The 24,169-nt window shown below is 69.9% G+C and carries 27 protein-coding genes; 22 read left to right on the forward strand and 5 right to left on the reverse strand.

The genetic code is table 11. The features are described from left to right. Positions 1–52: 52 nt before the first annotated feature. The 14 genes from OG439_RS34860 to OG439_RS34925 all read left to right on the forward strand — a co-directional run bounded on the left by OG439_RS34860 (position 53) and on the right by OG439_RS34925 (position 11,213). Positions 53–679 (forward strand): IspD/TarI family cytidylyltransferase, encoded by a 627-nt coding sequence (locus OG439_RS34860; RefSeq protein ID WP_326944886.1) that lies wholly within the window; start codon positions 53–55, stop codon positions 677–679. Continuing rightward, the gene (gene ispF, locus OG439_RS34865; protein ID WP_326944887.1) at positions 676–1,143 is read left to right on the forward strand and encodes a 2-C-methyl-D-erythritol 2,4-cyclodiphosphate synthase; all 468 of its coding nucleotides are present in this window, start codon (positions 676–678) and stop codon (positions 1,141–1,143) included. The genes OG439_RS34860 and ispF overlap by 4 nt, the downstream gene beginning before the upstream one ends. Before the next feature lie 243 nt (positions 1,144–1,386). Then, entirely contained in the window at positions 1,387–1,782 is a 396-nt protein-coding gene (locus tag OG439_RS34870) for a PPOX class F420-dependent oxidoreductase (RefSeq protein WP_247058751.1), read from the forward strand. A gap of 10 nt (positions 1,783–1,792) precedes the next feature. Beyond that, entirely contained in the window at positions 1,793–2,188 is a 396-nt protein-coding gene (locus tag OG439_RS34875; RefSeq protein ID WP_326944888.1) for a PPOX class F420-dependent oxidoreductase, read from the forward strand. Positions 2,189–2,209: 21 nt separating this feature from the next. After that, positions 2,210–2,908: an HAD family hydrolase gene (locus OG439_RS34880; RefSeq protein ID WP_326944889.1), complete on the forward strand. Its 699-nt coding sequence runs from the start codon at positions 2,210–2,212 to the stop codon at positions 2,906–2,908. A 42-nt stretch (positions 2,909–2,950) separates the two neighbouring features. Next, positions 2,951–4,339, forward strand: a complete 1,389-nt coding sequence (gene cysS / locus OG439_RS34885; RefSeq protein ID WP_326944890.1) for a cysteine--tRNA ligase — start codon at positions 2,951–2,953, stop codon at positions 4,337–4,339. Positions 4,340–4,371: 32 nt separating this feature from the next. Further along, positions 4,372–5,328 (forward strand): 23S rRNA (guanosine(2251)-2'-O)-methyltransferase RlmB, encoded by a 957-nt coding sequence (gene rlmB / locus OG439_RS34890; protein WP_247058755.1) that lies wholly within the window; start codon positions 4,372–4,374, stop codon positions 5,326–5,328. Positions 5,329–5,417: 89 nt separating this feature from the next. Continuing rightward, positions 5,418–6,851 carry an MBOAT family O-acyltransferase gene (locus tag OG439_RS34895; protein ID WP_326944891.1) on the forward strand — a complete coding sequence of 478 codons (1,434 nt, stop codon included), beginning with the start codon at positions 5,418–5,420 and terminating at the stop codon, positions 6,849–6,851. Between the two features lie 155 nt (positions 6,852–7,006). Beyond that, positions 7,007–7,360, forward strand: coding sequence for a hypothetical protein (locus OG439_RS34900; protein ID WP_326944892.1), 354 nt, complete (start codon positions 7,007–7,009; stop codon positions 7,358–7,360). A gap of 5 nt (positions 7,361–7,365) precedes the next feature. Beyond that, positions 7,366–7,974: a histidine phosphatase family protein gene (locus OG439_RS34905; protein ID WP_326944893.1), complete on the forward strand. Its 609-nt coding sequence runs from the start codon at positions 7,366–7,368 to the stop codon at positions 7,972–7,974. A 73-nt stretch (positions 7,975–8,047) separates the two neighbouring features. After that, positions 8,048–8,641: a transglutaminase domain-containing protein gene (locus OG439_RS34910; protein WP_326944894.1), complete on the forward strand. Its 594-nt coding sequence runs from the start codon at positions 8,048–8,050 to the stop codon at positions 8,639–8,641. Between the two features lie 172 nt (positions 8,642–8,813). Next, positions 8,814–9,827, forward strand: coding sequence for a hypothetical protein (locus tag OG439_RS34915; protein ID WP_326944895.1), 1,014 nt, complete (start codon positions 8,814–8,816; stop codon positions 9,825–9,827). Positions 9,828–9,829: 2 nt separating this feature from the next. Further along, positions 9,830–10,468, forward strand: a complete 639-nt coding sequence (locus OG439_RS34920) for a hypothetical protein (RefSeq protein WP_326944896.1) — start codon at positions 9,830–9,832, stop codon at positions 10,466–10,468. A gap of 73 nt (positions 10,469–10,541) precedes the next feature. Then, on the forward strand, positions 10,542–11,213 hold the full coding sequence (locus tag OG439_RS34925; RefSeq protein WP_326944897.1) for an HD family phosphohydrolase: 672 nt from the start codon (positions 10,542–10,544) through the stop codon (positions 11,211–11,213). Here the strand turns inward: OG439_RS34925 and OG439_RS34930 are convergent. Then, the gene (locus tag OG439_RS34930) at positions 11,210–11,860 is read right to left on the reverse strand and encodes a class II aldolase/adducin family protein (protein WP_326944898.1); all 651 of its coding nucleotides are present in this window, start codon (positions 11,858–11,860) and stop codon (positions 11,210–11,212) included. The two genes, OG439_RS34925 and OG439_RS34930, sit on opposite strands and share 4 nt — an antisense overlap. Before the next feature lie 155 nt (positions 11,861–12,015). Continuing rightward, the gene (locus OG439_RS34935; RefSeq protein ID WP_326944899.1) at positions 12,016–13,026 is read right to left on the reverse strand and encodes a hypothetical protein; all 1,011 of its coding nucleotides are present in this window, start codon (positions 13,024–13,026) and stop codon (positions 12,016–12,018) included. A gap of 129 nt (positions 13,027–13,155) precedes the next feature. On the opposite strand from OG439_RS34935, the gene OG439_RS34940 reads away from it, so the two are divergent. From OG439_RS34940 to OG439_RS34950, 3 genes are read left to right on the forward strand one after another with little or no spacing between them, the layout of a single operon-like run. Continuing rightward, entirely contained in the window at positions 13,156–14,385 is a 1,230-nt protein-coding gene (locus tag OG439_RS34940; RefSeq protein WP_326944900.1) for a DUF445 family protein, read from the forward strand. Positions 14,386–14,444: 59 nt separating this feature from the next. After that, the gene (locus OG439_RS34945) at positions 14,445–15,620 is read left to right on the forward strand and encodes a DUF445 domain-containing protein (RefSeq protein WP_326951689.1); all 1,176 of its coding nucleotides are present in this window, start codon (positions 14,445–14,447) and stop codon (positions 15,618–15,620) included. Positions 15,621–15,659: 39 nt separating this feature from the next. Then, entirely contained in the window at positions 15,660–16,877 is a 1,218-nt protein-coding gene (locus tag OG439_RS34950; RefSeq protein ID WP_326944901.1) for a DUF445 domain-containing protein, read from the forward strand. Here OG439_RS34950 and OG439_RS34955 read toward each other — a convergent pair. The 3 genes from OG439_RS34955 to OG439_RS34965 are packed head-to-tail and all read right to left on the reverse strand — an operon-like array spanning position 16,874 to position 19,521. Beyond that, positions 16,874–17,755, reverse strand: a complete 882-nt coding sequence (locus OG439_RS34955) for a metal ABC transporter permease (RefSeq protein ID WP_247058767.1) — start codon at positions 17,753–17,755, stop codon at positions 16,874–16,876. The genes OG439_RS34950 and OG439_RS34955 overlap by 4 nt on opposite strands. Positions 17,756–17,758: 3 nt before the next feature. Further along, positions 17,759–18,604 (reverse strand): metal ABC transporter ATP-binding protein, encoded by an 846-nt coding sequence (locus tag OG439_RS34960; protein WP_326944902.1) that lies wholly within the window; start codon positions 18,602–18,604, stop codon positions 17,759–17,761. Between the two features lie 2 nt (positions 18,605–18,606). Beyond that, positions 18,607–19,521, reverse strand: coding sequence for a metal ABC transporter solute-binding protein, Zn/Mn family (locus OG439_RS34965; protein WP_326944903.1), 915 nt, complete (start codon positions 19,519–19,521; stop codon positions 18,607–18,609). A gap of 186 nt (positions 19,522–19,707) precedes the next feature. On the opposite strand from OG439_RS34965, the gene OG439_RS34970 reads away from it, so the two are divergent. The 5 genes from OG439_RS34970 (at position 19,708) to OG439_RS34990 (ending at position 24,146) form a co-directional block, all read left to right on the forward strand. After that, positions 19,708–20,808, forward strand: coding sequence for a LacI family DNA-binding transcriptional regulator (locus OG439_RS34970; RefSeq protein ID WP_247058770.1), 1,101 nt, complete (start codon positions 19,708–19,710; stop codon positions 20,806–20,808). A gap of 111 nt (positions 20,809–20,919) precedes the next feature. Next, on the forward strand, positions 20,920–21,411 hold the full coding sequence (locus OG439_RS34975; RefSeq protein ID WP_247058771.1) for a beta-class carbonic anhydrase: 492 nt from the start codon (positions 20,920–20,922) through the stop codon (positions 21,409–21,411). 57 nt (positions 21,412–21,468) lie between these two features. Then, positions 21,469–22,206 carry a glycosyltransferase gene (locus tag OG439_RS34980; protein WP_326944904.1) on the forward strand — a complete coding sequence of 246 codons (738 nt, stop codon included), beginning with the start codon at positions 21,469–21,471 and terminating at the stop codon, positions 22,204–22,206. A gap of 9 nt (positions 22,207–22,215) precedes the next feature. Further along, positions 22,216–23,091: an A/G-specific adenine glycosylase gene (locus OG439_RS34985; RefSeq protein ID WP_326944905.1), complete on the forward strand. Its 876-nt coding sequence runs from the start codon at positions 22,216–22,218 to the stop codon at positions 23,089–23,091. An 89-nt stretch (positions 23,092–23,180) separates the two neighbouring features. Beyond that, the gene (locus OG439_RS34990; protein WP_326944906.1) at positions 23,181–24,146 is read left to right on the forward strand and encodes a peptidoglycan recognition protein family protein; all 966 of its coding nucleotides are present in this window, start codon (positions 23,181–23,183) and stop codon (positions 24,144–24,146) included. The last annotated feature ends 23 nt before the right edge of the window (positions 24,147–24,169 follow it).

Here is a 24,169-nt window from a genome sequence, read left to right on the forward strand (position 1 = left end):
CCCAGGGCGTCCTGCTCGACGGGCGAGCAGATGCCTCTACGATCGCGAACCGATGAACGTCGCCGTGATCGTGACCGTCGCACACCACGCCTCCGACGGAGAGCTCGCTCTCACGCCGGTCCGTGGTGAAGCGCTACTCACGCACACCGTGCGGGGGCTGCTGGCAGTACCGGAGATCGATCTGGTTCTCGTGGCGGCCCCCCAGCGGTGTGCGCAAGTCTATTCACAGGTCCTCGAGGATCTCTCGTGCCGGGTCGTCCCCGGTTCGCTCCGGCAGGCCTTCGCCGTCGTCGAGCCCGAACTTTCCCGTGACTCCGTTCTACTCCTCCATGACGCCTTGCGGGCCTTCATTCCTGCGCAAACGGTGCGTGACGTGATCACCGCGGTCAGTAGCGCGAATCCCGTCGTCGTCCCGGTGCTCCCGATGGCCGACACGGTGAAGGTGACCGACGCGGCCGAGCTGATCGTCGGCACCGAGGACCGCACGCGGCTGCGCACCGCCCAGACCCCGGTCGGCTACACCCTCGACGCCTTCCGCGCGGCGGACCTCGAGGCGGCGTTCCCCGAGGGCGCGGCGACCGTGCCGGGGCACCCGGACGCGATGCGCGTCACCACCGACTTCGAACTTTCCCTGGCCGAGGCGATCGCGGCGGCACCGAGCACGGAGGAGACGCTGTGAGGATCGGCAACGGGGTGGACGTCCACCCGATCGAGGCGGGCCGCGAGTGCTGGATCGCCGGGCTGAGCTGGCCGGGCGTCGACGGCTGCGCGGGCCACTCGGACGGCGACGTCGCGGCGCACGCCCTGTGCGACGCGCTCCTGTCCGCGGCCGGCCTGGGCGACCTCGGCGCGGTGTTCGGCACCGGCGACCCCCGGATGGACGGCGCGCACGGCGCCGACATGCTCGCCGAGGTCCGCGGCCTGATCGAGGCCGAGGGCTGGCGCGTCGCGAACGCGACGGTCCAGATCGTCGGCAACGCCCCCCGCGTGGGCAAGCGGCGCGAAGAGGCGCAGAAGGTGCTCTCGGAGGCCGTCGGCGGCCCGGTGAGTGTCTCCGGCACCACATCCGACGGCTTGGGCCTCACCGGCCGCGGCGAAGGCATCGCGGCCTTCGCCACAGCACTGCTGCTGACGGCGGAATAGCCCCGCCGCCCGGGTTGTCCACAGCCGGGCCGAGATGTGGACAACGAGGCCCTACCTGTGACGTTTCCCGCTTTTCGTCGGAGGGTCCCGATACGCTGGAAGCGGGGCCGGTCCCCCGGAGAGGGTGGGGGGTGCTTTCCGGCGGGGCTGCCTTGCTCGGCGGAGGTCGTTCCGAAATGACCGCGGCCGCGCAGCCGCCCGCGCAGCGGAATAGCCTCGCCGCCCGAGCATGTTCGGCGTGACATGGCCCTCACTCTCCCCGACGCCGTCCGCGCGCTCGTCGACGGCAGGAACTTCGCCACCGTCGCCACGCTCGACCCCGACGGCAGCCCGCAGACCTCCGTCGTCTGGATCGGCCTCGACGGCGGCGACCTCGTGTTCAGCGCCACCGAAGACCGCCGGAAGGTCCGCAACCTGCGGCGCGACCCCCGCGTCGGCGTGTCGATCACCGACGCCGGCAACCCCTACCGGCACACGCAGCTGCGCGGCACGGTGACGCTCACCCCCGACCCGGGCAAGACGCTGCCGAAGACGCTGAGCCACAAGTACCTCGGCGAGGACCCGCCCGCGGAGGGCGGCGACGTCGAACGGGTGATCGTCCGCCTGCACGTCGAGAAGATCGCGGGCAACGTCAAATAGGGTCCGGACCATGGGTGTGACATTCAACGACGCGACCAAGGCGCTCCTCGACGGGAAGAACTACCCCGTCGTCGCCACCACCAACGCCGACGGCTCGCCGCAGAGCTCGGTCGTCTGGGCGCGCCGCGACGGCGACACCGTGGTCTTCGTGACCGTCCAGGGCCGGCGGAAGGAACGCAACATCCGCCGCGACCCCCGCGTGTCGCTCTCCGTCTTCGACCTGGCCGATCCGGAGAACTACGTCGAAATCCGCGGGCGGGCCGAGGTCACCGTCGAAGGCGGCCCCGAGCTGAACGACGAGCTGGCCCACAAGTACATCGGCGAGGCCTTCCCGCCCGAGCCGGCCGACGTCGTGCGCGTGCTCGTCCGCGTTGTTCCCGAACACATCACAGGGCATTCGGCCTGACGATCCCGTTAGGCTGAACCCATGACGATCAGGGCGGTGTTGTTCGACTATTCCGGCACACTTTTCCGGCTCGAGCAGGACGAGACCTGGCTCACCGAACTGACCGACCACGTGGGCACGCCGCTCGACATCGAGGCCCAGGCCGAGCTGATGCGCCGGATGACGGCGCCGGTCGGCCAGGTCGTCGAGCTGGACGCCGACCACCAGCACGCCTGGCACCACCGCGACCGCGACCCGGTGCTGCACCGGAAGGTGTACCTGGAGGTCCTCAAGAAGTCCGGCGTGCCGCGGCCCGAGCAGGCCGTCGCGCTGTACGACCGGCTGATCGATCCCAGCCAGTGGACGCCTTACCCGGACACCGAGGCCGCGCTCAAGGCGGCGTCCGAGCAGGGGCTCAAGGTCGGCGTCCTGAGCAACATCGCCTTCGACATCCGGCCCGCGTTCACCGCCCGCGGCTGGGACGCCTACGTCGACGAGTTCGTCCTGTCCTTCGAGGTCGGGGCGATCAAGCCGGAGCTGGAGATCTTCCGCCGGGCCGTGCAGGCGCTCGGCGTCCCGGCCACCGAGACCCTGATGGTCGGCGACAGCGAAGAGGCCGACGGCGGGGCCCGCGCGCTCGGCTGCGAGTTCGCGCTGGTCGACCCGCTGCCGACGGCGCAGCGGCCGGACGCCCTGCTCACGGCGCTGAGCGCGTTCGGTGTCGGGCAAGAGCCCAGCTAGGCGCCTGCGACCTCGCTCACGCCCACCCCGTACCCTTTCAGGGTGGCCCTACACCTTTTCGACACAGCGACCCGGAGCGTGCGGGAGTTCCAGCCCGCCCGTAGCGGAACGGCGTCGATCTACGTGTGTGGTGCCACCGTGCAGGGCGTGCCGCACATCGGGCACATCCGCGGCGCCCTGAACTACGACGTCCTGCGCCGCTGGCTCGTCCACAGTGGACTGGACGTGCTGCTGGTCCGCAACGTCACGGACATCGACGACAAGATCCTGACCAAGGCCGCGGCCGCGGATCGCCCCTGGTGGGAATGGGCGGCGACGCACGAGCGCGCCTTCGAGCAGGCCTACGAGCAGCTCGGCTGCCTCCCGCCGTCGATCAACCCGCGCGCGACCGGGCACGTCACCCAGATGGTCGAGCTGATGCAGCGGCTGATCGACCAGGGGCACGCCTACGCCGTGGACGGCGACGTCTACTTCTCGGTGAAGTCGTTCGACGACTACGGCAAGCTGTCCGGCCAGGTCCTCGAGGACGTCCAGCAGGGCGAGACGCCGGCCCGCGGCAAGCGGGACCCGCACGACTTCACGCTGTGGAAGTCCGCGAAGCCGGGCGAGCCGTCGTGGCCGACGCCGTGGGGCGACGGCCGGCCGGGCTGGCACCTCGAGTGCTCGGCGATGGCCACGGCCTACCTCGGCGCGGAGTTCGACATCCACGGCGGCGGGCGCGACCTGGTCTTCCCGCACCACGAAAACGAGCGCGCGCAGTCGAACGCCGCCGGCGACCCGTTCGCCCGCTACTGGCTGCACAACGACTGGGTGACCATGTCCGGCGAGAAGATGTCGAAGTCGCTGGGCAACACCGTGACGATCCCCGCGATGCTGGAGCGATACCGGGCGGCCGAGCTGCGCTACTACCTGATGCAGCCGCACTACCGGTCCAAGATCGAGTACTCCGACGGCGCGGTCTCGGAAGCCGCGCAGGGCTACCGGCGGATCGAGACGTTCCTGCGTCGCGCCACTTCTTCCGGCGAGGTGGGGATCGGCACGATCCCGGCCGGGTTCGCCGCCGCGATGGACGACGACCTCGCCACCCCGCAGGCGTTCGCCGTGGTCCACACCACGGTGCGGGACGGTAACGCCGCCCTCGACGCGGGCGACACCTCCAAGGCACTCGAACTCGCCGCCGCCGTGCGCGCGATGACCGACGTGCTCGGCCTCGACCCGCTGTCCGCGCGCTGGTCCGAGGCGGGCGGTTCCGAAACGCCCACCAAAGAGGCGCTGGACTTCCTCGTCAAGGATCTGCTGGCCGAGCGCCAGCAGGCCCGGGCCGAGAAGGACTTCGCCCGCGCGGACGCCGCCCGTGACCGCCTCCAGCAGGCGGGCATCGTGGTGGAGGACACCCCTAACGGTCCACAGTGGACAGTCAAGTCCGACTGAGCCGTTCTCCATAACCGCAAGGACTTTTCAGCATGGCAGGCAACTCCCGGCGCCAGGGCGCCATCCGCAAGACGGGCACCAAGAAGGGTGCCGTCGTCGGTTCCGGCGGACAGCGCCGCAAGGCCCTCGAAGGCAAGGGCCCGACCCCGAAGGCGGAGGACCGTCCCGGGCACAAGGCCTACCGCCAGAACAACGCCCAGACCAAGCGCGACCAGGCGCGGCAGAAGAAGGCCGACAAGCCGGAACTGATCGCCGGGCGCAACCCGGTGGTCGAGGCGCTGCGCGCGGACGTCCCGGCGACCGCGCTGTACGTCGCGATCAACATCGAGATCGACGACCGCGTGAACGACGCCGTCCGGCTGGCCGGCGACAAGGGCATCTCGATCCTGGAGATCCCGCGCGAGGAGCTGGACCGCAAGACGAACCGGGCCGTGCACCAGGGCCTGGGCCTGCAGGTCCCGCCGTTCGAGTACGCCCACCCGGACGACCTGATGGCGGCGGCGCGCAACTCGGGCGAGGTGCCCCTGTTCGTCGCGCTCGACGGCGTCACCGACCCGCGCAACCTCGGCGCGGTGATCCGCTCGGCGGCCGCGTTCGGCGCCCACGGCGTGCTGCTGCCGGAGCGGCGCAGCGCGGGCATGACGGCGGTGGCGTGGCGCACGAGCGCGGGCACGGCGGCGAAGCTGCCGATCGCGGTCGCGACCAACCTCACGCGCCAGCTGAAGTCGTGGGCCAACGAGGGCCTGATGCTGGTCGGCCTGGACGCGGACGGCTCGGTCGAGATCGACGGGCTGGAGCTGGCGGCGGACCCGCTGGTCATCGTGCTGGGCTCGGAGGGCCGCGGCCTGTCGCGCTTGGTGCGCGAGACGTGCGACGCGACCGTGTCGATCCCGATGGCGGCGGGCGTGGAGTCGTTGAACGCGTCGGTGGCGGCCGGTGTGCTGCTGGCCGAGGTGGCGCGGCGCCGTCGTCTCGCCGGACGGATCTGAGCCCCGCCTCCACGACCCACCTTCACGACGAGGAACCACCCACTCGGGTTAAGGTCACCATCGGATAAACCGAGGGGACCTGACCACCGATGTCATTCGTTTCGCCACTGTTCCTGTGGTACTTCATGCCGGCGGTGCTCATCGCCGTCCTGGTGTGCCCGCGGACCTGGCGCAACGGCATCATCGCGGTCGGCAGCCTGCTGTTCTACACGATCGGCGCCGGGCCGTTCGTGTTCCTGCTGCTCGGCTGCATGGTCGTCAACTTCATGGCCGGGCCGCTGCTGGAGGCGAGCCCGTGGGACGTCCAGGGCGTCCGGCGGCGGCGGATCCTCATCGCCGTCGTCTCGCTCGACGTCGGCGTCCTGCTGATCTGGAAGTACGCCGGGTTCGCGACGCAGCAGATCGCCGCCGTCTCGCACTGGTTCGGCGGCAGCCTGCCGGTCGCGAGCCTGGTGGTGCCGATCGGCATCTCGTTCTACACGTTCCACCACATCTCGTACGTGGTCGACATCTACCGCGGCGAGCGGCCGGCGCTGCGCAACCCGGTGTCGTTCGCCGCGTACATCGCGATGTTCCCGCAGCTGGTGGCCGGCCCGATCGTCCGCTACCGCGAGATCGCCGACCAGCTGCCCCAGCTGCGTTCGCACCGCCTGGACGACATCGCGGCGGGCTTCCCCCGGTTCGCGCTGGGCCTGTGCAAGAAGACGATCATCGCGGACTCCCTGAGCCCGCTGGTCGAGGCGTGTTTCAAGGTGCCACCGGACCAGATGACGTTCGCGACGGCGTGGCTCGGCGCGATCGGCTACACGTTGCAGCTGTTCTTCGACTTCTCGGGCTATTCGGACATGGCGATCGGCCTGGGCCGCATGCTGGGCTTCCGCCTCCCGGAGAACTTCGCCAGGCCGTACTCGTCGGTGACGATCACGGAGTTCTGGCGCCGCTGGCACATGAGCCTGTCCCGCTGGTTCCGCGACTACGTCTACATCCCCCTGGGCGGCAACCGTCACGGAGCGGGCAAGACGTACCGCAACCTCTGCGTGGTGTTCGTCCTGACAGGCTTCTGGCACGGCGCGCAGTGGACGTTCCTGGTGTGGGGCTGCTACCACGGAGCGCTACTGGTGATAGAGCGCCGCTTCGGCCTGGACCTGAACCCCGCAAACCCCCGCCAGCGCTACCTACGCAGGGCCCTGACGATGCTGTTGGTGGTGTTCGGCTGGGTCTTCTTCCGCTCCCAGGACATCGGCCACGCACTGGCGATGATCGGCCACATGCTGATCCCCGACTTCGACGGCCTGGGCGCAGGAGTGGAACAGGCGTTCACCAACCAACGCCTGGTCCTGCTATTGGCGGCCCTGGCGGTATTCGCACTACCGGCCCACCCGGTGACAGGCCCCCTACTGGAGTCGTCCAGAAGCCGCCCGGCAACAGCGCTACGCATCGGCGTGATGACGGTGGGCTTGATCTACGCGGCCATCTTGATAGCAACGGGCACATTCAGCCCGTTCTTGTACTACCAGTTCTAAGGCGCAAGAAGGAACCAAGACCAGCCCGCCCCCATCGAACCGATAAACAGCCGCCCAGGCGGCCGTTGGACGATCCGGCGTTCGGGTCGGTGGAGCCACGGCAGAGAACCAACAGCCATGGCAGCATGATCGAAAGCCGTAAGGAGGTGGCGGGGATGACCGACTTGGACAACATCCCAGGCGTGATCCCCTACGTGGACCACCACACCGGCCCGAGACGGCTGCTCACCCTGGAAATCCCCCACGTGGCCCACACCGTCCGCGCCTACGCCCCGATCGCCAGCGTCGACGGAAGGCAGTACGTGGTCTCCTGGGGCTCGGTGACCTTCGAGATCCCCGCCGACCGCAACGTGCACGTCAGCGTCCACCTGCACACCAACAGCGGCCACGAGCACACGATCACGCCGTTCGCCTCGATCGTCCTGTCCGCCCACTCCGCGCCGCTGCGGCTGCTCGCCCAGTTCGTGCCGCGCCAGGGCCCCCAGGGCTCGCTCGTGCCCCTCGGGTGAACCACGTGCTGGCTGCGCGCTACCTCCTCCTCACCCGGCACGGCGAAGCGACCCCCGACGAGGCCGGGCTCACCGAAGCCGGGCAGCAGCAGGCGGTTCTGCTCGGACGGCGGTTGCGCGAGCTGCCCGTCGCCGCCATCCACCACGGGCCGCTCGGGCGGGCCGCGCTCACCGCGGCGATCATCGGGGACCAGCTGCCCGGCGTTCCGCTCCACGTCGAAGAAGCGGCCGGCGACTTCGTGCCCTACCTGCCGAAGCGCGAGGAACTGCCCGAGACGTCCGCCGACCGGCTGCTCGCCTTCACCCGGCAGCTGCCGCCCGCCGACGAGGAGCTCGCCGCCGAGGCCGAACGGCGGTTCACCGGGCCCGTTCCCGGGAACGAGGCGCGGTTCGACCTCGTCGTCACGCACAACTACCTCATCTCCTGGCTCGTGCGCGCGTCGCAGGACGCACCGCCGTGGCGGTGGCTCGCCCTCAACCACGGCAACGCGGCGCTGACCGTCATCCGCTACGTGCCGGGGCGGCCCGCCGCACTGCTGGCGTACAACGACCAAGGTCATCTCCCGCCCGCACTGCGCTGGACGGGCTTCCCGCCCGAGTTTTACCTTCCGTAACCGGGGAACGCGGAGCGTGTCCGGCACCGAAAACAGGTCTCGCCCGAATGGCCGAGCCTGGCACGATGGCCGGATGAGTTTCGTGCCGTCGCCCACGTCCGTTCGGCTGAGCGACTACCTCGCGGCCGACGCCGTCATCGATCACGGCCACCCGTCGATCCGCGAACGAGCCGACGCGCTCAGACCCCTGACGGACAGCCCGGCCGGGTACGCCGAAGCCGCGTTCCGGTTCGTGCGGGACGAGGTCGACCACGTCGTCGACGCCGCCGACCCGCGGGTCACCTGGCGGGCGTCGGACGTGCTGCGCGAACGCGTCGGGATCTGCTACGCCAAGGCGCACCTGCTGGCCGCTTTGCTTCGGGCGCAAGGGATCCCGGCCGGTTTCTGCTACCAGGAGCTGTCCGCGCTGCACGGGCTGAACGCGGTGTACCTGCACGGCAAGTGGTCGCGCCTCGACGCCCGCGGCAACCGCACGGGGGCCGGCGGGGAGTTCTCCCTCGACGTCGAACGGCTCGCCTGGCCCGTCGATCCCGCGCGCGGTGAACGCGACCACCCGGAGATCCACCCCGCGCCCGCGCCGGCGGTCGTGGACTTCCTGATGACGGTCGCACCGGGGGCCGGCTGGTACGAAACCGGCCTGCCGGCCACCCTGGAACCCCAGGTTTAGCGGTATTTTCCGAAAACCCGGCAATTCGGTGAATTATTGCCGAGAGTGACGTCCGGGGCCTCCGCCTGTCCCCCGAATCTCTTATTTCGCGGTCCCCGAGACGCGCGTAAAGTGACTCCCCGCACTCGAACCGACACTTTACGCATTCGTCTGTTCGGGTGATTCGAGGGAGGTGAAGCACGTGGCCGCGGAAGGCGGACGCCTCCGCCGTACCCCACTGCAGGAGATCTTCTGGACCAGGACGAGCCTGCTGCTCACGGTACTCGTGGTGGTCGCCGGTCTCAGCCTGTGGCTGGCCGGCTTGATGGAACCCGGCACCGGGAAGAACCTGGTGACGTCGCTGGGCACCGGCACCCTGATCTCCGCGATCGTGGGGTTCGGCACCAGCTTGATCACCGCCAGCGCCTCGCAGCGGGCGCTGGTGACCCCGGTGATCGAAGAGAGCAGGCGCGCGCTGGAGGACCTCAGCGCCGAATACCGCGCGCTGAACAAGGAGTTCTTCCCCACCGACGTGTTCGAGGCGACGACCGATCCCGACCCCGCGTTCAACCGCGCGCTGATGGCCGACCTCGACGCGACCCGGCAGTACTTCTTCCGCGGCTTCTCCGGGCGGCACGCCGCCGCCCGCCTGTTGCTTTCCCGCACGGAACGCGAACTGCGGGCCGTGATCGCCGATCCGCGTGACGCGAGCTCGATCAGCGGGCGCGCCCGCTACCTGCTCCGCCGCGAGGCGGGCGACGTCGACTACGAACAGATCCAGACCCGGCTCGACGAAGAGATCCGGATCGGGCTGGTGGGCCTCTTCCTGGCGCGCAGCCGCTGCGCGCAGGTCGACATCACCGTGATCGCCGACCCGCCGCTGGACCGGCTCGAGATGTTCGACGACAGCGTGTGGATGTCGCTCTACAGCGACGTGCGCGGCGCCACCAAGCTGTACCCGCGGTCCCTGCGGTTCACCGAGGGTTCCTTCCTCTACAACATGGAGCGCGCCGAGTTCGTGCGCGTCTCGCAGTCCCGGACCGGCCGCCACTTCCGCATCACGTCCGCGACGACGCGGGCGGATTTCCTGGCGCTGTTCGAAAAGATCACCGGATCCCCGTTGTCCGAGGAGCAGTTCCGTGAGCTGGAAAGCAAGTTCCACGCCTTCCGCACGGAGTTCTCCGAAGTCGCCGAGCTAGGGAGCTGACCTTGCTCACCCGCCTGTCCCCGCTCACCGAACTGGCCACGCGCCTGCGCACGGCCGGGTTCCCGCTCGCCGTCGACTGGCGCACGGTCGAGACCTGGTTCCGGTCGTGGGCCGACCACCCCGAGCTGCGGGAGGAGCTGCGCTCGCAGCTCCGCTCACTGTCCGCCGCGCAGGCCGCGAAACTGCTGCGCTCGTCCCGGGAAACCACGACCCATTTCGCGTGGTGCCTGCTCGATTCGCCGACCGACCCGTTTTCCTTCTGGCTGCACGAATACAAGCCGCAGCAGGACTGGCGGGAGGGGTACGCGGATTCCGTGCACAACCACAGGTACCACTTCTGCACCACCATTCTCCGGGGCAGCTACCTCCACGAAAGGTACGAGACGACCCACGATCCCGGCACCGGCTTGATCGACTCCGCGCACCTGCGCCGCCGGACGTTGTGCCAGGCCGGGGCCTGCGCCACCATGCTGGCCGACGAATACCACCGGATTCCCGAAGCGGCCCCCGGCACGATGACCTTCCTCGTGAAATCACGTCCGGTGAGCACGTTCAGCCTTTCCTACGATCCGACCAGCGGAATCGGCCATCGTCACGTTCCGGTCGAGGTCCGATTGGGGGAATTGGCGGACCGCATCTAGCTACACACCGGCGTCAGCGACGCTTACCATTACTCCACCCGTCTGAATACCACGGCCGGGATCGGAGAGGTGTATGCGTACGCAGGAAAGCACGATCGACAACGTGACTCTCGACGCCGTCGAAAACCGGGTTCGCCGGCTGTGCCGGCAGTACGCCGAGCGGCTGCCGTTCCACGGCTGGCACCACGTCAGCTTCGTCCGCGCGAAGGCGGCCGGCTTCGCCCAGCACAACGGCGCCGACCGCACCGTAGTGGAGGTGGCCGCGCTGGTGCACGACGTCAACTACCTGGTGCTCCGCAATTCGCCGGCCGCCGCCGGCAGCGGCCTCCGCGGGGAGATCCTCGCGGAGTGCGGCGTCGCCGACGGTGTGGCGAGCTGGATCGACGAAATCGTCGACGAAGCCGAGATGGCCACCCGCGGCCGCGACATTTCGCTGGAGGCGCAAGCCTTGAGCGACGCGGACACGCTGTTCAAGGCGCTGCCGGTGACGCCGGTGGTGCTCGCGCACCGCTACCTGCGCGAGAACGGCCTGAGCCTGCGGGAGCTGGCGGACAAGATCGTCGGCGAGCAGTGCGACGTCCACGACGAGGGGTACTACTTCTACAACCCCGAAGCGGCGGCGACGTACTCGCGCTGGGCGATGGCGAACCTCCAGCTGTGGCAGTGCATCAAGGAAGCGGTCGACGACCCGACGGTCGTGGAGCTGCTGGACGCGGTGCACGCGGTCGACGCGCTGGCGTCCTAACGCTGGCCGTAGCCCCGCAACCGGTCGACGACGTTCGCCACCTCCGGCGGCGGCAGCAGGCTCGGCCGGCCGGCGCTCTGCGCGAGCAGCCACACGCGGCACGCCCACTCGAGCTGCTGGGCGCGGTGGTAAGCGGCTTCGAGGCCGTCGCCGAAGGTGAGGGTGCCGTGGTTGGCCATCAGGCAGCCACGGCGCCCTTCGAGTGCTTCCAGAACGGCGGAGGCGAGCTCGGGCGTGCCGTAGGTGGCGTAGCGCGCGACGCGCACGGAAGGGCCGATGGTGGCGACGATGTAGTGGATCGGCGGCACCTCCCGCACGAGCGTCGACACGGCGGTGGCGTGCGGCGAGTGCGTGTGCACGACGGCGGTCACCGGCTCGCCGTCGGGATCGCGCGCGTCCCAGTAGACGGACAGGTGCATCGGCAGCTCACTGGTCGGCTGCAGCTCGCCGTCGATGACCTCCCCGCCGAGATCGACCACGGGGATGTCGGCGGGGGTCATCGCGGAGTAGCCGACGCCGGTGGGCGTGACGGCGACGAGGTTCCCGGCGCGCACGGAGACGTTCCCCGAGGTCCCGACGACGAGGCCGTCACCGACCATCCGCCGGGCATAAGCGCACACGGCGGCCCGCTCGGTCTCGAGGATCATGCGCGGGTCCCGTCTCGTGAGCTCACGCCCACCACTCTGGCCCACACGCAGCCCCCACCACTCCCTGGGGGGCGTCCCCTGTCCAGTCTATCGGGTCTGACCTGCAAAAACGGGGTCTCCGGAAATCTGTGGACAACCGGAGCCGATGTGGATAACTACGCCTTCGCGGCCGGCGCGGGAGCCGGAGCCTTGGCTGCGGGCGCCGGAGCAGCCTGGGCCTGGGGCTTGGCAGCGGGCGTCGAGGCGGGGGCAGGCGCCGGAGCCGGCTTGCGGTCCCCGTTCGCCGGAGCCGAAGCCGGGGTCTGAGCCGACGCCGACGCCGACGCCGACGCCGGAGTCGACGCCGAAGCCGGAGCGTCCTCCGCCGGGGCCAGCAGCTTCATCGCCTCGCGTACCGCCACGTCCGTCGCCGCGATCCGCTCCGCGACCTTCGTCCGCAGGTCCAGTGCCAGCTTCCGGTTCCGGTCCGCCTCCGCCTGGCGGTCGCGGGCCTGCGCCAGCGCCGCTTCCGTCTCCTGCTTCTTGCGCGCGACCTCCTGCTCGAAGGCCTGCTTCTTCTTCGCCAGCTCCTCGGACGCCACCCGGTCCGCGTCGGCACGCTTCGCGGCCGCCGCGGCCTCGGCCTTCGCGTCGGCCTCCTTGCGGGTCCGCTCGGCCGCCGCCGCCTGCTCCACCCGCTTGGCGCCCGCCGCCGCGGTCAGCTTGTCGATCTCGATCTTCGCGTCCTTCAGCAGGCGCGCGCGCTCTTCTTCCGCGTCCTTCGCCAGCTTGTCGGCCGTGCGGTGGGTCTCGTGCGCGTACTTGTCCGCCTGGTCGCGCGTCGAGGCCGCGTCGGCGTCCGCGGCGGAGCGCAGGTCGGCGATCTCCTCCTCGGCAAGCTGCATCATCGTGCGGACGCGCTCGGCCATCGCGCCGGCGCCGGACGGGCTGGAGCTCATCCGCGCGAGGGCGGCCTTCGTCTCGGCCAGCTCCTTCTGCGCGTACGCGAGAGCCTTCGTGAGATCGGACGACGTCGCGACGGCGTCGTCGCGGTTGCGGGCGGTCTCGCGGAACTCCTTGGTCAGCTCGGCGATGCGTTCGTCGACCTGACGCTGGTTGTAGCCGCGGAGGCCCACGGCGAACTGGGCGGTCTTCGGGGCGGATTGGGGCTTCTCAGGCGCGACCATCGCGCCACCTTAGTAAGCAAGGGGCCTTCCGGACGTACCGCCAAACGGATGCATCACGAATTTGGGAACCCCCGGTCACCCATGGCATTCTGACCTCCGTTGACCAGCGGTTGCCGCGGGGAGGCCACTTTGGACACATCGGCGATCCTCGCGGACATCGGCGCTCACTGGCACGTGTACCTCACGATGCCGTTCATCGCGGCGTTGATCGGTTACGTCACCAAGCGCGTCGCCATCGAGATGATGTTCCGGCCCCTCGAGTTCACCGGGATCAAGCCGTTCCTCGGCTGGCAGGGGGTCATCCCGGCCAACTCGCGGCGGATGGCCACGACCGCCGTCGATCTGCTGACCCGCAACCTCGTCGACCCGCAGGAGATCTTCGCCAGGCTCGATCCGGAGGAAATGCTCAAAGAGCTCGAAACGCCGCTGCTCAAGGCCGTCGAAGACGTCACGCGGGAAGTCATGGAGACCTACCAGCCGCGGCTGTGGGAGATGCTGCCGTCGCGGGCGCAGCGGCTGCTCGTCGACCAGGTGCGCGCGCAGGCGCCGGACGTCGTCAAGCGGCTCCTGCGCGAGGTCTCGACCAACATCGACGACGTCCTCGACGTCAACGACATGCTCATCGGCGCCATGGTCCGCGACAAGTCGCTCACCTGCCGGCTGATCCGCGAGGTCGCCGCGCCCGAGTTCAAGTTCATCGCGCGGTCGGGGATCTACTTCGGGTTCGTGATCGGGCTCGTCCAGTTCGTCGCCTGGGCGCTGACGAAGGAGCCGCTGATCATGCCGATCTTCGGTTTCGTCACGGGCTTCGTCACGGACTGGCTGGCCCTCAAGATGATCTTCTACCCGCGCGAGCCCCGCGGCTTCGGCTTCTTCCGCTGGCAGGGCATGTTCCAGAAACGCCGTCAGGAGGTGGCCGCCGACTACGGCGCGCTGATCGCCGACGAGGTGCTGACCGTGCGGAACGTGATGGAGGCCGTGCTCACCGGCCCGCGCGCGGACAGGCTGTTCGCACTGATCACCCGCGAGGTGCAGCGCACGATCGACGCCCAGGCGAGCATCGCCAAACCACTGGTCGCGCTGACCATGGGCGGCAAGCAGTACCAGGAGATGAAACGCGCGGCCGCCGAGAAGGCCATCGCCTACCTCCCCGAAACGGTGAAACACGTCGAGAGCTACGCCACCGGCGCCCTCGACGTCCGCAACACGATCGTCGAAAAGATGCGGCAGCTGACGCCGATCGAGTTCGAAGGGATCCTGCGTCCGGCCTTCAAGCAGGACGAATGGAAGCTCATCGCGGTCGGCGCGGTCATCGGCGGGCTCGTCGGCGAGCTGCAGGTCCTGCTCCTGCTCCACTGACACCGGGCCGCTAGCGTGCGGACGTGGACTTCGGCACGCACTGGCAGGTGTACGTCACCATGCCGTTCATCGCGGCGCTGATCGGGTACGTCACCAAGCGCGTCGCCATCGAGATGATGTTCCGGCCCCTCGAGTTCACCGGCGTCAGACCGTTCCTCGGCTGGCAGGGCGTGCTGCCGGCGAACGCGGAGCGCATGGCCACGACCGCCACCGAGATGCTGACGACGAACCTCGTCGACCCGAAGGAGATCTTCTCCCGGCTCGACCCGGAGCAGGTGGCGAAGGAGATCGAGCAGCCGCTGCTGCGGGTCGTCGAGGACGTCACCCGCGACGTCATGGAGACCTACCAGCCGCGGCTGTGGGAGGTGCTGCCGAACACCGCGCAGCAGGTGCTGCTCAAGCGCGTGCAGGCCGAAGCGCCGAAGGCGATCACCAAGATCATGCGGGAGATCGCCGACAACATCGAGGACGTCCTCGACCTCAAGCACATGGTCGTGACGAACCTGGTGCGCGACAAGGCGTTGCTGAACCGGCTGATCCGCGACATCTCGCGCCCGGAGATGCGGTTCATCGCCCGCTCCGGGATCGGCTTCGGGTTCATCCTCGGCTGCGTGCAGCTCGTCGTCTGGGCGCTGACGAAGTCGCCGATCGTGCTGCCGCTGTTCGGCATCGGCATCGGCTGGCTCACCGACTGGCTGGCCCTCAAGATGATCTTCCTGCCGCGCGAACCGCGCCGGTTCTTCGGGCTCTACACCTGGCAGGGCGTGTTCCAGAAGCGCCGCGACGTCGTGGCCGCCGACTACGGCGACATGATCGCGCGCGAGATCATCACCATCCCGAACCTGCTCGAAGCCGTGCTGCGCGGGCCGAAGTCGGACAGGCTCTTCGCGATGATCACGCGTGAGGTGCAGAAGACGATCGACGCGCAGGCGAGCGTCGTCAAGCCGTTCGTCGCCATCGCCGTCGGCACCAAGCGGTTCCAGGAGATGAAGCAGACAGCGGCGACGAAGGCCGCGGAGCGCGTCCCGGAGACGATCCGGTACGCCGAGAACTACGCGGTCAACGCGCTCGACGTCCGCAACACGATCGTGGACCGGATGCGGAAGCTGAGCGCGCTGGAGTTCGAGCAGCTGCTACGGCCGGCGTTCCGCCAGGACGAGTGGAAGCTGATCGCGGTGGGCGCGGTGATCGGCGGTCTCGTCGGCGAACTGCAGGTGCTCGCGCTGCTCGGCTAGCCGGTACGGTTTCGTTCTCGGCACGGCGAGGGAGGTCGGATGGACGCTGTCCTGGCCGACCTCGCGCTGCATTGGCCGCTGTACGCGGCGATGCCGTTCATCGCCGCGCTGATCGGGTACGTCACCAAGCGCGTCGCGATCGAGATGATGTTCCGGCCGCTGGAGTTCCTCGGCGTCCCGCCGCTGCTCGGCTGGCAGGGCGTCGTCCCGAAGCACGGCGGCCGGATGGCGGCCGTCGCGACCGAGCTGCTGACGGCGAACCTGCTCGACCTGAAAGAGGTCTTCGGCCGGATCGACCCCGTGATCATCACGAGCGAGCTGGAGCAACCGCTGCTGCGCGCGGTCGACCACATCGCGCGCGAGGTGCTCGCCGAGCACCACCCGCGGCTGTGGGAGGTCATGCCGACGCTGGCCCAGGAGATGCTGATCAAGCAGGTCCAGGCGTCGGCGCCGCGGCTGGTGCGGGAGTTCCTCGACGACGTCCGCGAGAACCTCGACGAGGTGCTCGACGTCCAGCACATGACGGTCCAGCGGCTCACCCGCGACAAGGCGCTGCTGGTGCGGCTGATCCGCGAGACGTCCCGGCCGGAGATGGCGTTCATCGCCCGGATGGGCATCTACTTCGGCTTCGGGCTGGGCCTGGTGCAGACGATCGTCTGGGCGTTCACGCGCGAGCCGTGGGTGCTGCCGGTCTTCGGCGGCGTGATCGGGCTGTGCACGGACTGGCTGGCGATCAAGCTGATCTTCGTCCCCCGCGAGCCGGTCCGCGTCGGCCGGGTGATCTTCCAGGGCAAGTTCCAGCGCCGCCGCGCCGAGGTCGCCCGGCAGTACGGCGAGCTGATCGCGACCGAGGTCCTCACCGTCCAGAACCTGCTGGACGCCGTCCTGCGCGGCCCGCGCGCGGATCGCTTGGCCGCGATGGTGGAGCAGATGGTCTCGTCGGCGGTCGACACACAGATGTCGGCCTCGGTGCTGACGCTGACGGTGGGCGGCCCCCGGCTGCGCGAGATGAAGCACGCGGCCGCGACGAAGGCGCTGGAGCAGCTGCCGGACACGGCGCGCTACGCCGAGGGCTACCTGACCGAGGCGATGGACGTCGCGAAAATGATCGAGCAGCGGATGCTGGCGTTGACACCGCTGGAGTTCGAGGGCCTGCTGCGCCCGGCGTTCCGCCAGGACGAGTGGAAGCTGATCGCGGTCGGCGGGGTGATCGGGTTCCTGGTCGGAGAGCTGCAGGTCCTGCTGATGCTGGGTTAGGCGACCGGGGTCAGCTCGGCGGCCGAGGTCACCGCGCGCACCCGCGTCCGACGGTCGCGCCGCCAGGCGATCAGGCGGCAGACCACGTAGATCAAGAACGAGATCGCCGTGACGAACGCGCTCACCGGCAGGCCCGGGGCCAGCGACAGCACGATGCCGCCCAGCGCCGACACTTCGGCGAACACGATCGCCAGGACCGTCGCCTTCCACGGAGACGCCGTCACGCGCGCCGCCGCGGCGGCCGGTGTCACCATCAGGGCCACCACCAGCAGCGAGCCGACGACCTTCACGCTCAGCGCCGTCGAGATGCCCACCAGCAGCGCGAACACCACCGTCAGCGTCTTCACCGGGACGCCGCGCGCGATCGCCACGTTGCGGTCGACCGACGCGAACAGCAGCGGCCGGTAGACCAGTGCCAGCACGGCCAGCACCACCACCGACGACACCACGAACAACGTCAGGTTCGTCGAGTCGATGGTGATGATCTGGCCGGTCAGGATGCCGAACTTGTTGCCCGACCGTCCTTTGTAGAACGACAGGAACAGCACGCCCATGCCGAGACCGAACGAGAGGATCACGCCGATCACCGAGTCGCGGTCGGCGTCCCGCGCGCCCAGGATGCCCAGCAGCAGGGCCGCGACGACCGCGCCGATCAGCGCGCCGTACTCGACGCCGATGCCCAGCAGCAGCGCCGCCGCGCCGCCGGTGAAGGCCAGCTCGGACGTGCCGTGCACGGCGAACGACATGCGGCGCATCACGATCAGCGGGCCCAGCACCCCGGCCACCAGCCCGAGGATCGCGGCCGCCAGCAACGCCGTCTGGACGCCTTCGAGCTCGGTGATCAGCTCCCAGGTCTTGCCGAAGTCGAACAGATCCAAGACTCAGCCCACTTGTTCTTCGACGTCGTGTTCGTGGTGGTGCGGCTCTTCCTCGCACAGCGAGCTCTGCGAGCCCGCGATGTGGATCTGGCCGCCGACCTCGAGCACCTCGACCCGCGCGCCGTACAGCTGCGACAGCGTCTCGGTGTTCATCACCTCGTCCGGCTTGCCGATCCGGAAGGAGCCGTTGACCAGGTACAACACCCGGTCGACGAAGGGCAGCACCGGGTTGATCTCGTGCGTCACGAACAGCACCGCGGTGCCGGACGTGCTGCGCCGCTCGTCGATCAGCTCGCTGATCGCGCGCTGGTGCGCCAGGTCCAGTGACAGCAGCGGCTCGTCGCAGAGCAGCACCTCGGGGTCGCCGACCAGGGCCTGCGCGACCCGCAGCCGCTGCTGCTCGCCGCCGGACAGCCGGCCGACGGGCTGCTTCGCGTACCGCGTCGCGCCCACCGCTTCGATGGCTTCGGCGACCCGACGGCGGCGGGCGGCCATGCCGAACAGGCCCGGGCCCCAGCGGTGCCCGTCGAGGCCCAGCCCGACCAGGTCGACGCCGCGCAGCGTGAGCGACTCGTCGATCGCGCGCTGCTGCGGGATGTAGCCGACCTTGCGGTTCGCGCCGCCCGGACGGCCGCCGGCGATCTCGACCGTGCCCGCGGACAGGCCCTGCATGCCGAGCAACGCCTTGAGCAGGCTGCTCTTGCCGGAGCCGTTCGGGCCGAGCACGGCGAGGAACTCCCCGGGCTCGACGACGAGGTCGAGGCCCGACCAGAGCGTCCGGGGACCGAACGCGAGACCCGCGCCGCGGACCCGGACCGCGGGGCGTACGTCGTCGGAGACGGGGGACATGCTCAGCTCAACGCTTTCGCGAGTGCATCGACTTCCCCGGTCATCCAGCCAATGTAGTCCGTCACACCCTGGGGCAGCGTTTCGGTCACGTCCACGACGCCGATCCCGGCGGCCTTCGCCTGGCCGACGACGTCCTGGGTCAGCGGCGTCACCGTCTGGGCGTTGTTGATCAGCGCCTTGACCTGCTTGGTGGCGATGAGCTGCTTGTACTCGCTGACCGCGCCCGCCGGGACGTCCGTGTCGTTCTCCACCGCGTCCGAAAACGCCTTGGGCGTCGCGTCCGTCAGCTTCGCGCTCCGGAGCAGGTAGTGCGCGACCGGCTCGGTGACGACGACCTTCACACCCGGGTGCGCCGCGCCCAGCTCGCCGAGGCGCTTCTCCAGCGCGTCGACCTTCGCCTTGAACGCCGTCGCGTTGTCGGTGAAGAGCTGCTTCGACGCCGGCTGCAGCTCGCCGAGCTGCGCGGCGACCTGGCCGGCCACCTTGTCGACGCCCGGCAGGTCGTACCAGACGTGCTCGTTCTCGTCGCCGGTCGCGGCGATGTCGTAGGCGACGAGCTTCTTCGCGTCGCCCGCCTGGTCGGTGAGCTTGCCGAAGAACTCGTCGTAGCCGCCGCCGTTGGACAGCAGCAGCTGCGCGTCCTTGGCCGCCAGCGCGTCTTCGGCCGTCGTCTCGTAGGAGTGCGGGTCGGCCGACGGGTCGTGGATGACCGACTTGACCTCGACCTTGTCGCCGCCGACAGCACTGGCCACGCTGCCCCAGACGTCTGTCGAGGCGACGACCTCGATCTTGCCGTCACCGCCGGACTGGCCGCCGCCGTCGGCGCCGGACGACCCGCCGCCGGAGCACGCGGCGAGCGCGAAGAGGGACAGGGCCGAAGCGGCGGCGAGCGCGCTCCTGGTGCGGCGGGAACTCATCGGGGACTCCTGCGAGAGATGCACGACTGCTAATGGAAACCGTTGTCAGATTCACTTTACCCCATCCGGATGACACCCTGGCAATCCGATCGTGGCTGGTGTATGCGCCGACGTGCATACGGATCGAGACATCGACCACGCGGGGTGTCTCTTCAGGAAAACGATCTGAACCGTTACGGTTTGCTGATGGGACGTCCTATTCGCACCCGGAGGCAGGCGACACTGGCGTCGCTCGCGGCGGAGCTCGGTGTGTCCAGGACCACGGTGTCCAACGCCTACAACCGGCCGGACCAGTTGTCCCCGGAACTGCGCCGCCGGGTCCTCGAGACCGCGCGGCGCCTCGGTTACCCCGGTCCCGACCCCGTCGCCCGCTCGCTGCGCACCCGCAGGGCCGGCGCCGTCGGGCTGCTGCTCACCGAGAACCTCTCCTACGCCTTCCGCGACCCCGCCGCCGTCGGCGTGCTCGAAGGACTGGCCCTGGCCTGCGAAGACGCCAGCGTCGGCCTCCACCTGGTGCCGGCCAGCCCGGGCCGGGAGGACGTCGCCGCGGTGCACCGCGCGGGCGTCGACGGCTTCGTCGTCTACTCCGTGCCGGACGACGACCCGCACCTGGCCGCCGTGCTGGAGCGGCCGGTGCCGACGGTGATCATCGACCAGCCGAGCATCGAGGGGATCGACCGCGTCGGCCCGGACGACGCGGCGGCGGTCGGCAAGATCGCCGAGCACCTCGTCGGCCTCGGCCACCGGCAGGTCGGCGTCATCTGCATGCGGCTGGCCCGCGAGCGCAACGACGACTTCGTCTCCCCGGCGCGCCAGAGCGGCGCGCACTTCCACGTCCAGCGCACCCGGCTCGAAGCGCTCGCCGTGGCCTTCTCCGGCGCCGGCGTCGACTGGGCGGGCGTCCCGGTGGTCGAGCGGTTCGACCACACGGTGGACGACGGCGCGTCGGCCGCCCGGCAGCTGCTCGACGCGTACCCGCAGATCACGGCCGTGATCTGCACCTCCGACATCCTCGCGCTCGGCGCCATGGCCGAGGCCGAACGCCGCGGGCTGCGCGTGCCGCAGGACCTGACCGTCACCGGTTTCGACGGCATCGCCGAAGCCGAGCGGATCGGGCTCACCACCGTGCACCAGCCGGTGCTCGAGAAGGGCAAGGCGGCCGGACGGCTGCTGCTCAGCTCGGGCGAGCGGAGCGCGCCGAAGGTGATCACGCTGCCGACCGAGCTGCGCATCGGCCGGACGTCGGCGCCGCCGCGGACCGTCGAGGAGCCCTGGTTCGGGGGCTGAGCACCGGCTTTCGCCGTGACTTTGCTCGTATCCCGTTGCCCGATCGAGCACCGGCCGGTCCAATAGGTGGGGTACGCCCGCGCCGCGGGGCCACTGGCCGGAAGGTGACCGATGACCTCGATCGACGTACTGCTCAAGCGGAACCAAGAACTCGGCGAAGTCACGCCCGGCGACCGTTCGTCGCCGAAGCCGTCGCTCCAGGTGGCCGTCCTGACCTGCATGGACGCCCGCATCCGGGTGTTCGAGCTCTTCGGCCTGCTCCAGGGCGAATCGCACGTCCTGCGCAACGCCGGTGGCGTGGTGACCGACGACATGATCCGTTCGCTGGCCCTGTCGCAGCGCAAGCTCGGCACCCGCGAGGTCCTGATCGTCCAGCACACCGAGTGCGGCCTCTCGATGGTCACCGAAGACGACTTCAAGGACGAGCTCGAGAGCGACACCGGACTGCGCCCGACCTGGGCGGTCGAGGCGTTCCGCAACGTCGAGAACAGCGTGCGGACGTCAGTGGAGCGCGTGCGCCGCAGCGACTTCCTGCCGCACACCGACAACGTCCGCGGCTTCGTCTACGACGTCAAGACCGGGCGGCTTTCCGAGGTCGAGTAGCTCGCCGTCGCGGCGCGGGAGGCCGGGCACGAGGTGCACTTCGCGGCCGGTGAGAACGTGGACGCGCCGCTGGTCCGGAACGGGCTCCGGCCCTTCCGGCCGGCGGATTCGTTCTACGAGATCTACGCCGAAGACCTCGAACCGGAGCTGACGCGGCTGCGACCGGATCTCGTGGTGCACGGGTGGGGCGTGCCAGAGGCGGCGGTCGCCGCGCGACGCGCCGGGATCCCCGCCCTCTGGCACGGGTTCGGCCGCATGCTCCCGGACGGGATCGGGTTCGAACCCGGCCCCTTCGAGCGGCCGCCGCGACCGCTGATCTACCTCACGCTCGGCACCGCGTTCGGCACCGCCGAGGTGCTCACCACGGCGATCCGGGGCCTGGCCCGCCTGGACGCGCACGTGGTCGTCGCCTCCGGCCGGGTGCGTCCGGACGACCTCGGCGAACTGCCGGCCGACGTCACGGTCCGGGCCTGGGTGCCACAGGCCGACGTGGTGGCACACGCCGACCTGGTGGTGCACCACGGCGGCAGCGGCAGCACGCTCGGCGCGCTCGCCGAGGGCGTCCCGCAGCTGGTCCTGCCCCACGGCGCCGACCAGTTCGCCAACGCGGAAGCGCTCGTCACCGTGGGTGCGGCGCTGCGCCTCCTCCCGGCCGAACTGAGCGCGGACGCCGTCACCGAACAGGCGCGGAAGCTGCCGTCCCGCCGTGACGCGGCGCGCGCGATCGCCGCGGAGATCGCCGCCATGCCGTCGCCGGACGAGGTCGCTCGCGAGCTGCCGAAGCACGCGAAGTAGCCTCCCGGCGTGGCTGTGGACGCTGACGTACTGCTCGACTGGTTCTCCGCGCACGGCCGGGACCTGCCCTGGCGCGAGCCCGAGTGTTCGGCCTGGGGCGTCCTGGTCAGCGAAATCATGCTGCAGCAGACGCCGGTCGCGCGCGTCGAGCCGATCTGGCACGAGTGGCTGGCGCGCTGGCCGGTGCCATCGGCGCTGGCCGCGTCGTCCCAGGGCGAGGTCGTGCGGGCCTGGGGCAAGCTCGGTTACCCGCGCCGCGCGCTGCGGCTGCACCAGGCGGCGGGCGTGATCGCGGCCGAGCACGGCGACGTCGTCCCGTCCGATGTGGACACCCTGCTCGCGCTGCCGGGGATCGGCGCCTACACCGCGCGGGCCGTCGCCGCGTTCGCCTACGGGCAGCGCGCGCCGGTCGTGGACACCAACGTGCGGCGGGTCGTCGCGCGGGCGGTGCACGGCGCCGGCGACGCCGGGCCCGCGTCGAACACCCGCGACATGGCCGACGTCGAGGCACTGCTGCCGGCCGACGACGCGCCGGCGGCCCGGTTTTCGGCGGCGATCATGGAACTCGGCGCGCTGATCTGCACCGCGCGCGCCCCGCGCTGCGCGGACTGCCCGGTGTACGACGAGTGCGCGTGGCAGCACGCCGGCCGGCCCGAGTACGCGGGCCCGGCCAAGCCGGTGCAGAAGTTCGCCGGCACCGACCGGCAGGTCCGCGGGCGACTGCTCGACGTCCTGCGCGGCACCGACGGGCCGGTCGAAAAAGCGAAGCTGGACCTGGTCTGGCACGACGACGGCCAGCGTGATCGATGCCTGGACTCCCTGCTGGTCGACGGCCTGCTTGAGCAGACCCGCGACGGCCTGTTCGCACTTCCGGGCGAACACTAACGCGCTACAACAAAAGTTGGTCAATAGTTGTCAACGGCGCGCTCCGGGGCTACCTTCTGCTGATTGCATTCCGGCGGAAGGTTCTCGCAATGGCGGACTTTGACCGCCGTGCCCTGCTGAAGGCGGGATTCACGGCGACCGCGGTCGGAACACTGGGGCTGACCGGGGTTCGAACAGCGGCAGCGGCGGCCGCGGTACCGACGCCGACCATCCACGGCACAGCGGAGTGGAAAGCTCGGGCCGCGACCGGCGCGATCGTGGTCGAGAACCACAAACCGACGTACATCGTCGTGCACCACACCGTGGATCCGGGGAACGTCACCGACTACTCGCTGGCCCACGCACTGCAGATCTCGCGGGACATCCAGAACTTCCACATGGACACGCGCGGCTGGATCGACACCGGCCAGCAGTTCACGAACAGCCGCGGCGGCTTCATCACCGAGGGCAGGCACCGCAGCCTCGAGATCCTGCGCGGTGGCACCCAGCACGTGCAGGGCGCGAACGTCGGCAACCACAACAGCGAGTGCATCGGCATCGAGAACGAAGGCCTCTACAGCACGGTCGACGTCCCGGTGGCGCTGTGGAACTCGCTGGTCGGCCTGGTCGCCTACATCGCGCACCAGTACGGCATCACGCCCGAGTTCATCAAGGGCCACCGCGACTTCAACTCGACGGAGTGCTGCGGCCAGGTCCTCTACGACCGGCTGCCGGAGCTGCGGACGGCGGTGGGGCGCGTGCTCGGCGTCTCGGTCGCGCGATCGGACGTCGCGGAGTGGCCGCTGCTGAAGCCGGGTGACACGGGCCGGCGGGTCCAGCTCGCGCAGCAGTTCCTGCGCGCGGCCGGCGCCGACGTGCCGACCGACGGCGTCTTCGGAGCGTCCACAAAGGACGCCGTGGCCGCGCTGGCGGCCCGGGCCGACCTGCCGCGCGACACGTGCACGGCGGCGAAGGCAGCCGACGAGACGGGCTTCCTCGGCTCGGACGTCTGGCCGCTGATCGTCCCGGCGGACCGCTCCACGACGGCTTGGCGAGCGGACCTGTCCCGGACCTGAAGCGGCACTTTCACGTGAAAGTG

Source organism: Amycolatopsis sp. NBC_01307 (assembly GCF_035975215.1).
Classification (GTDB): domain Bacteria; phylum Actinomycetota; class Actinomycetes; order Mycobacteriales; family Pseudonocardiaceae; genus Amycolatopsis.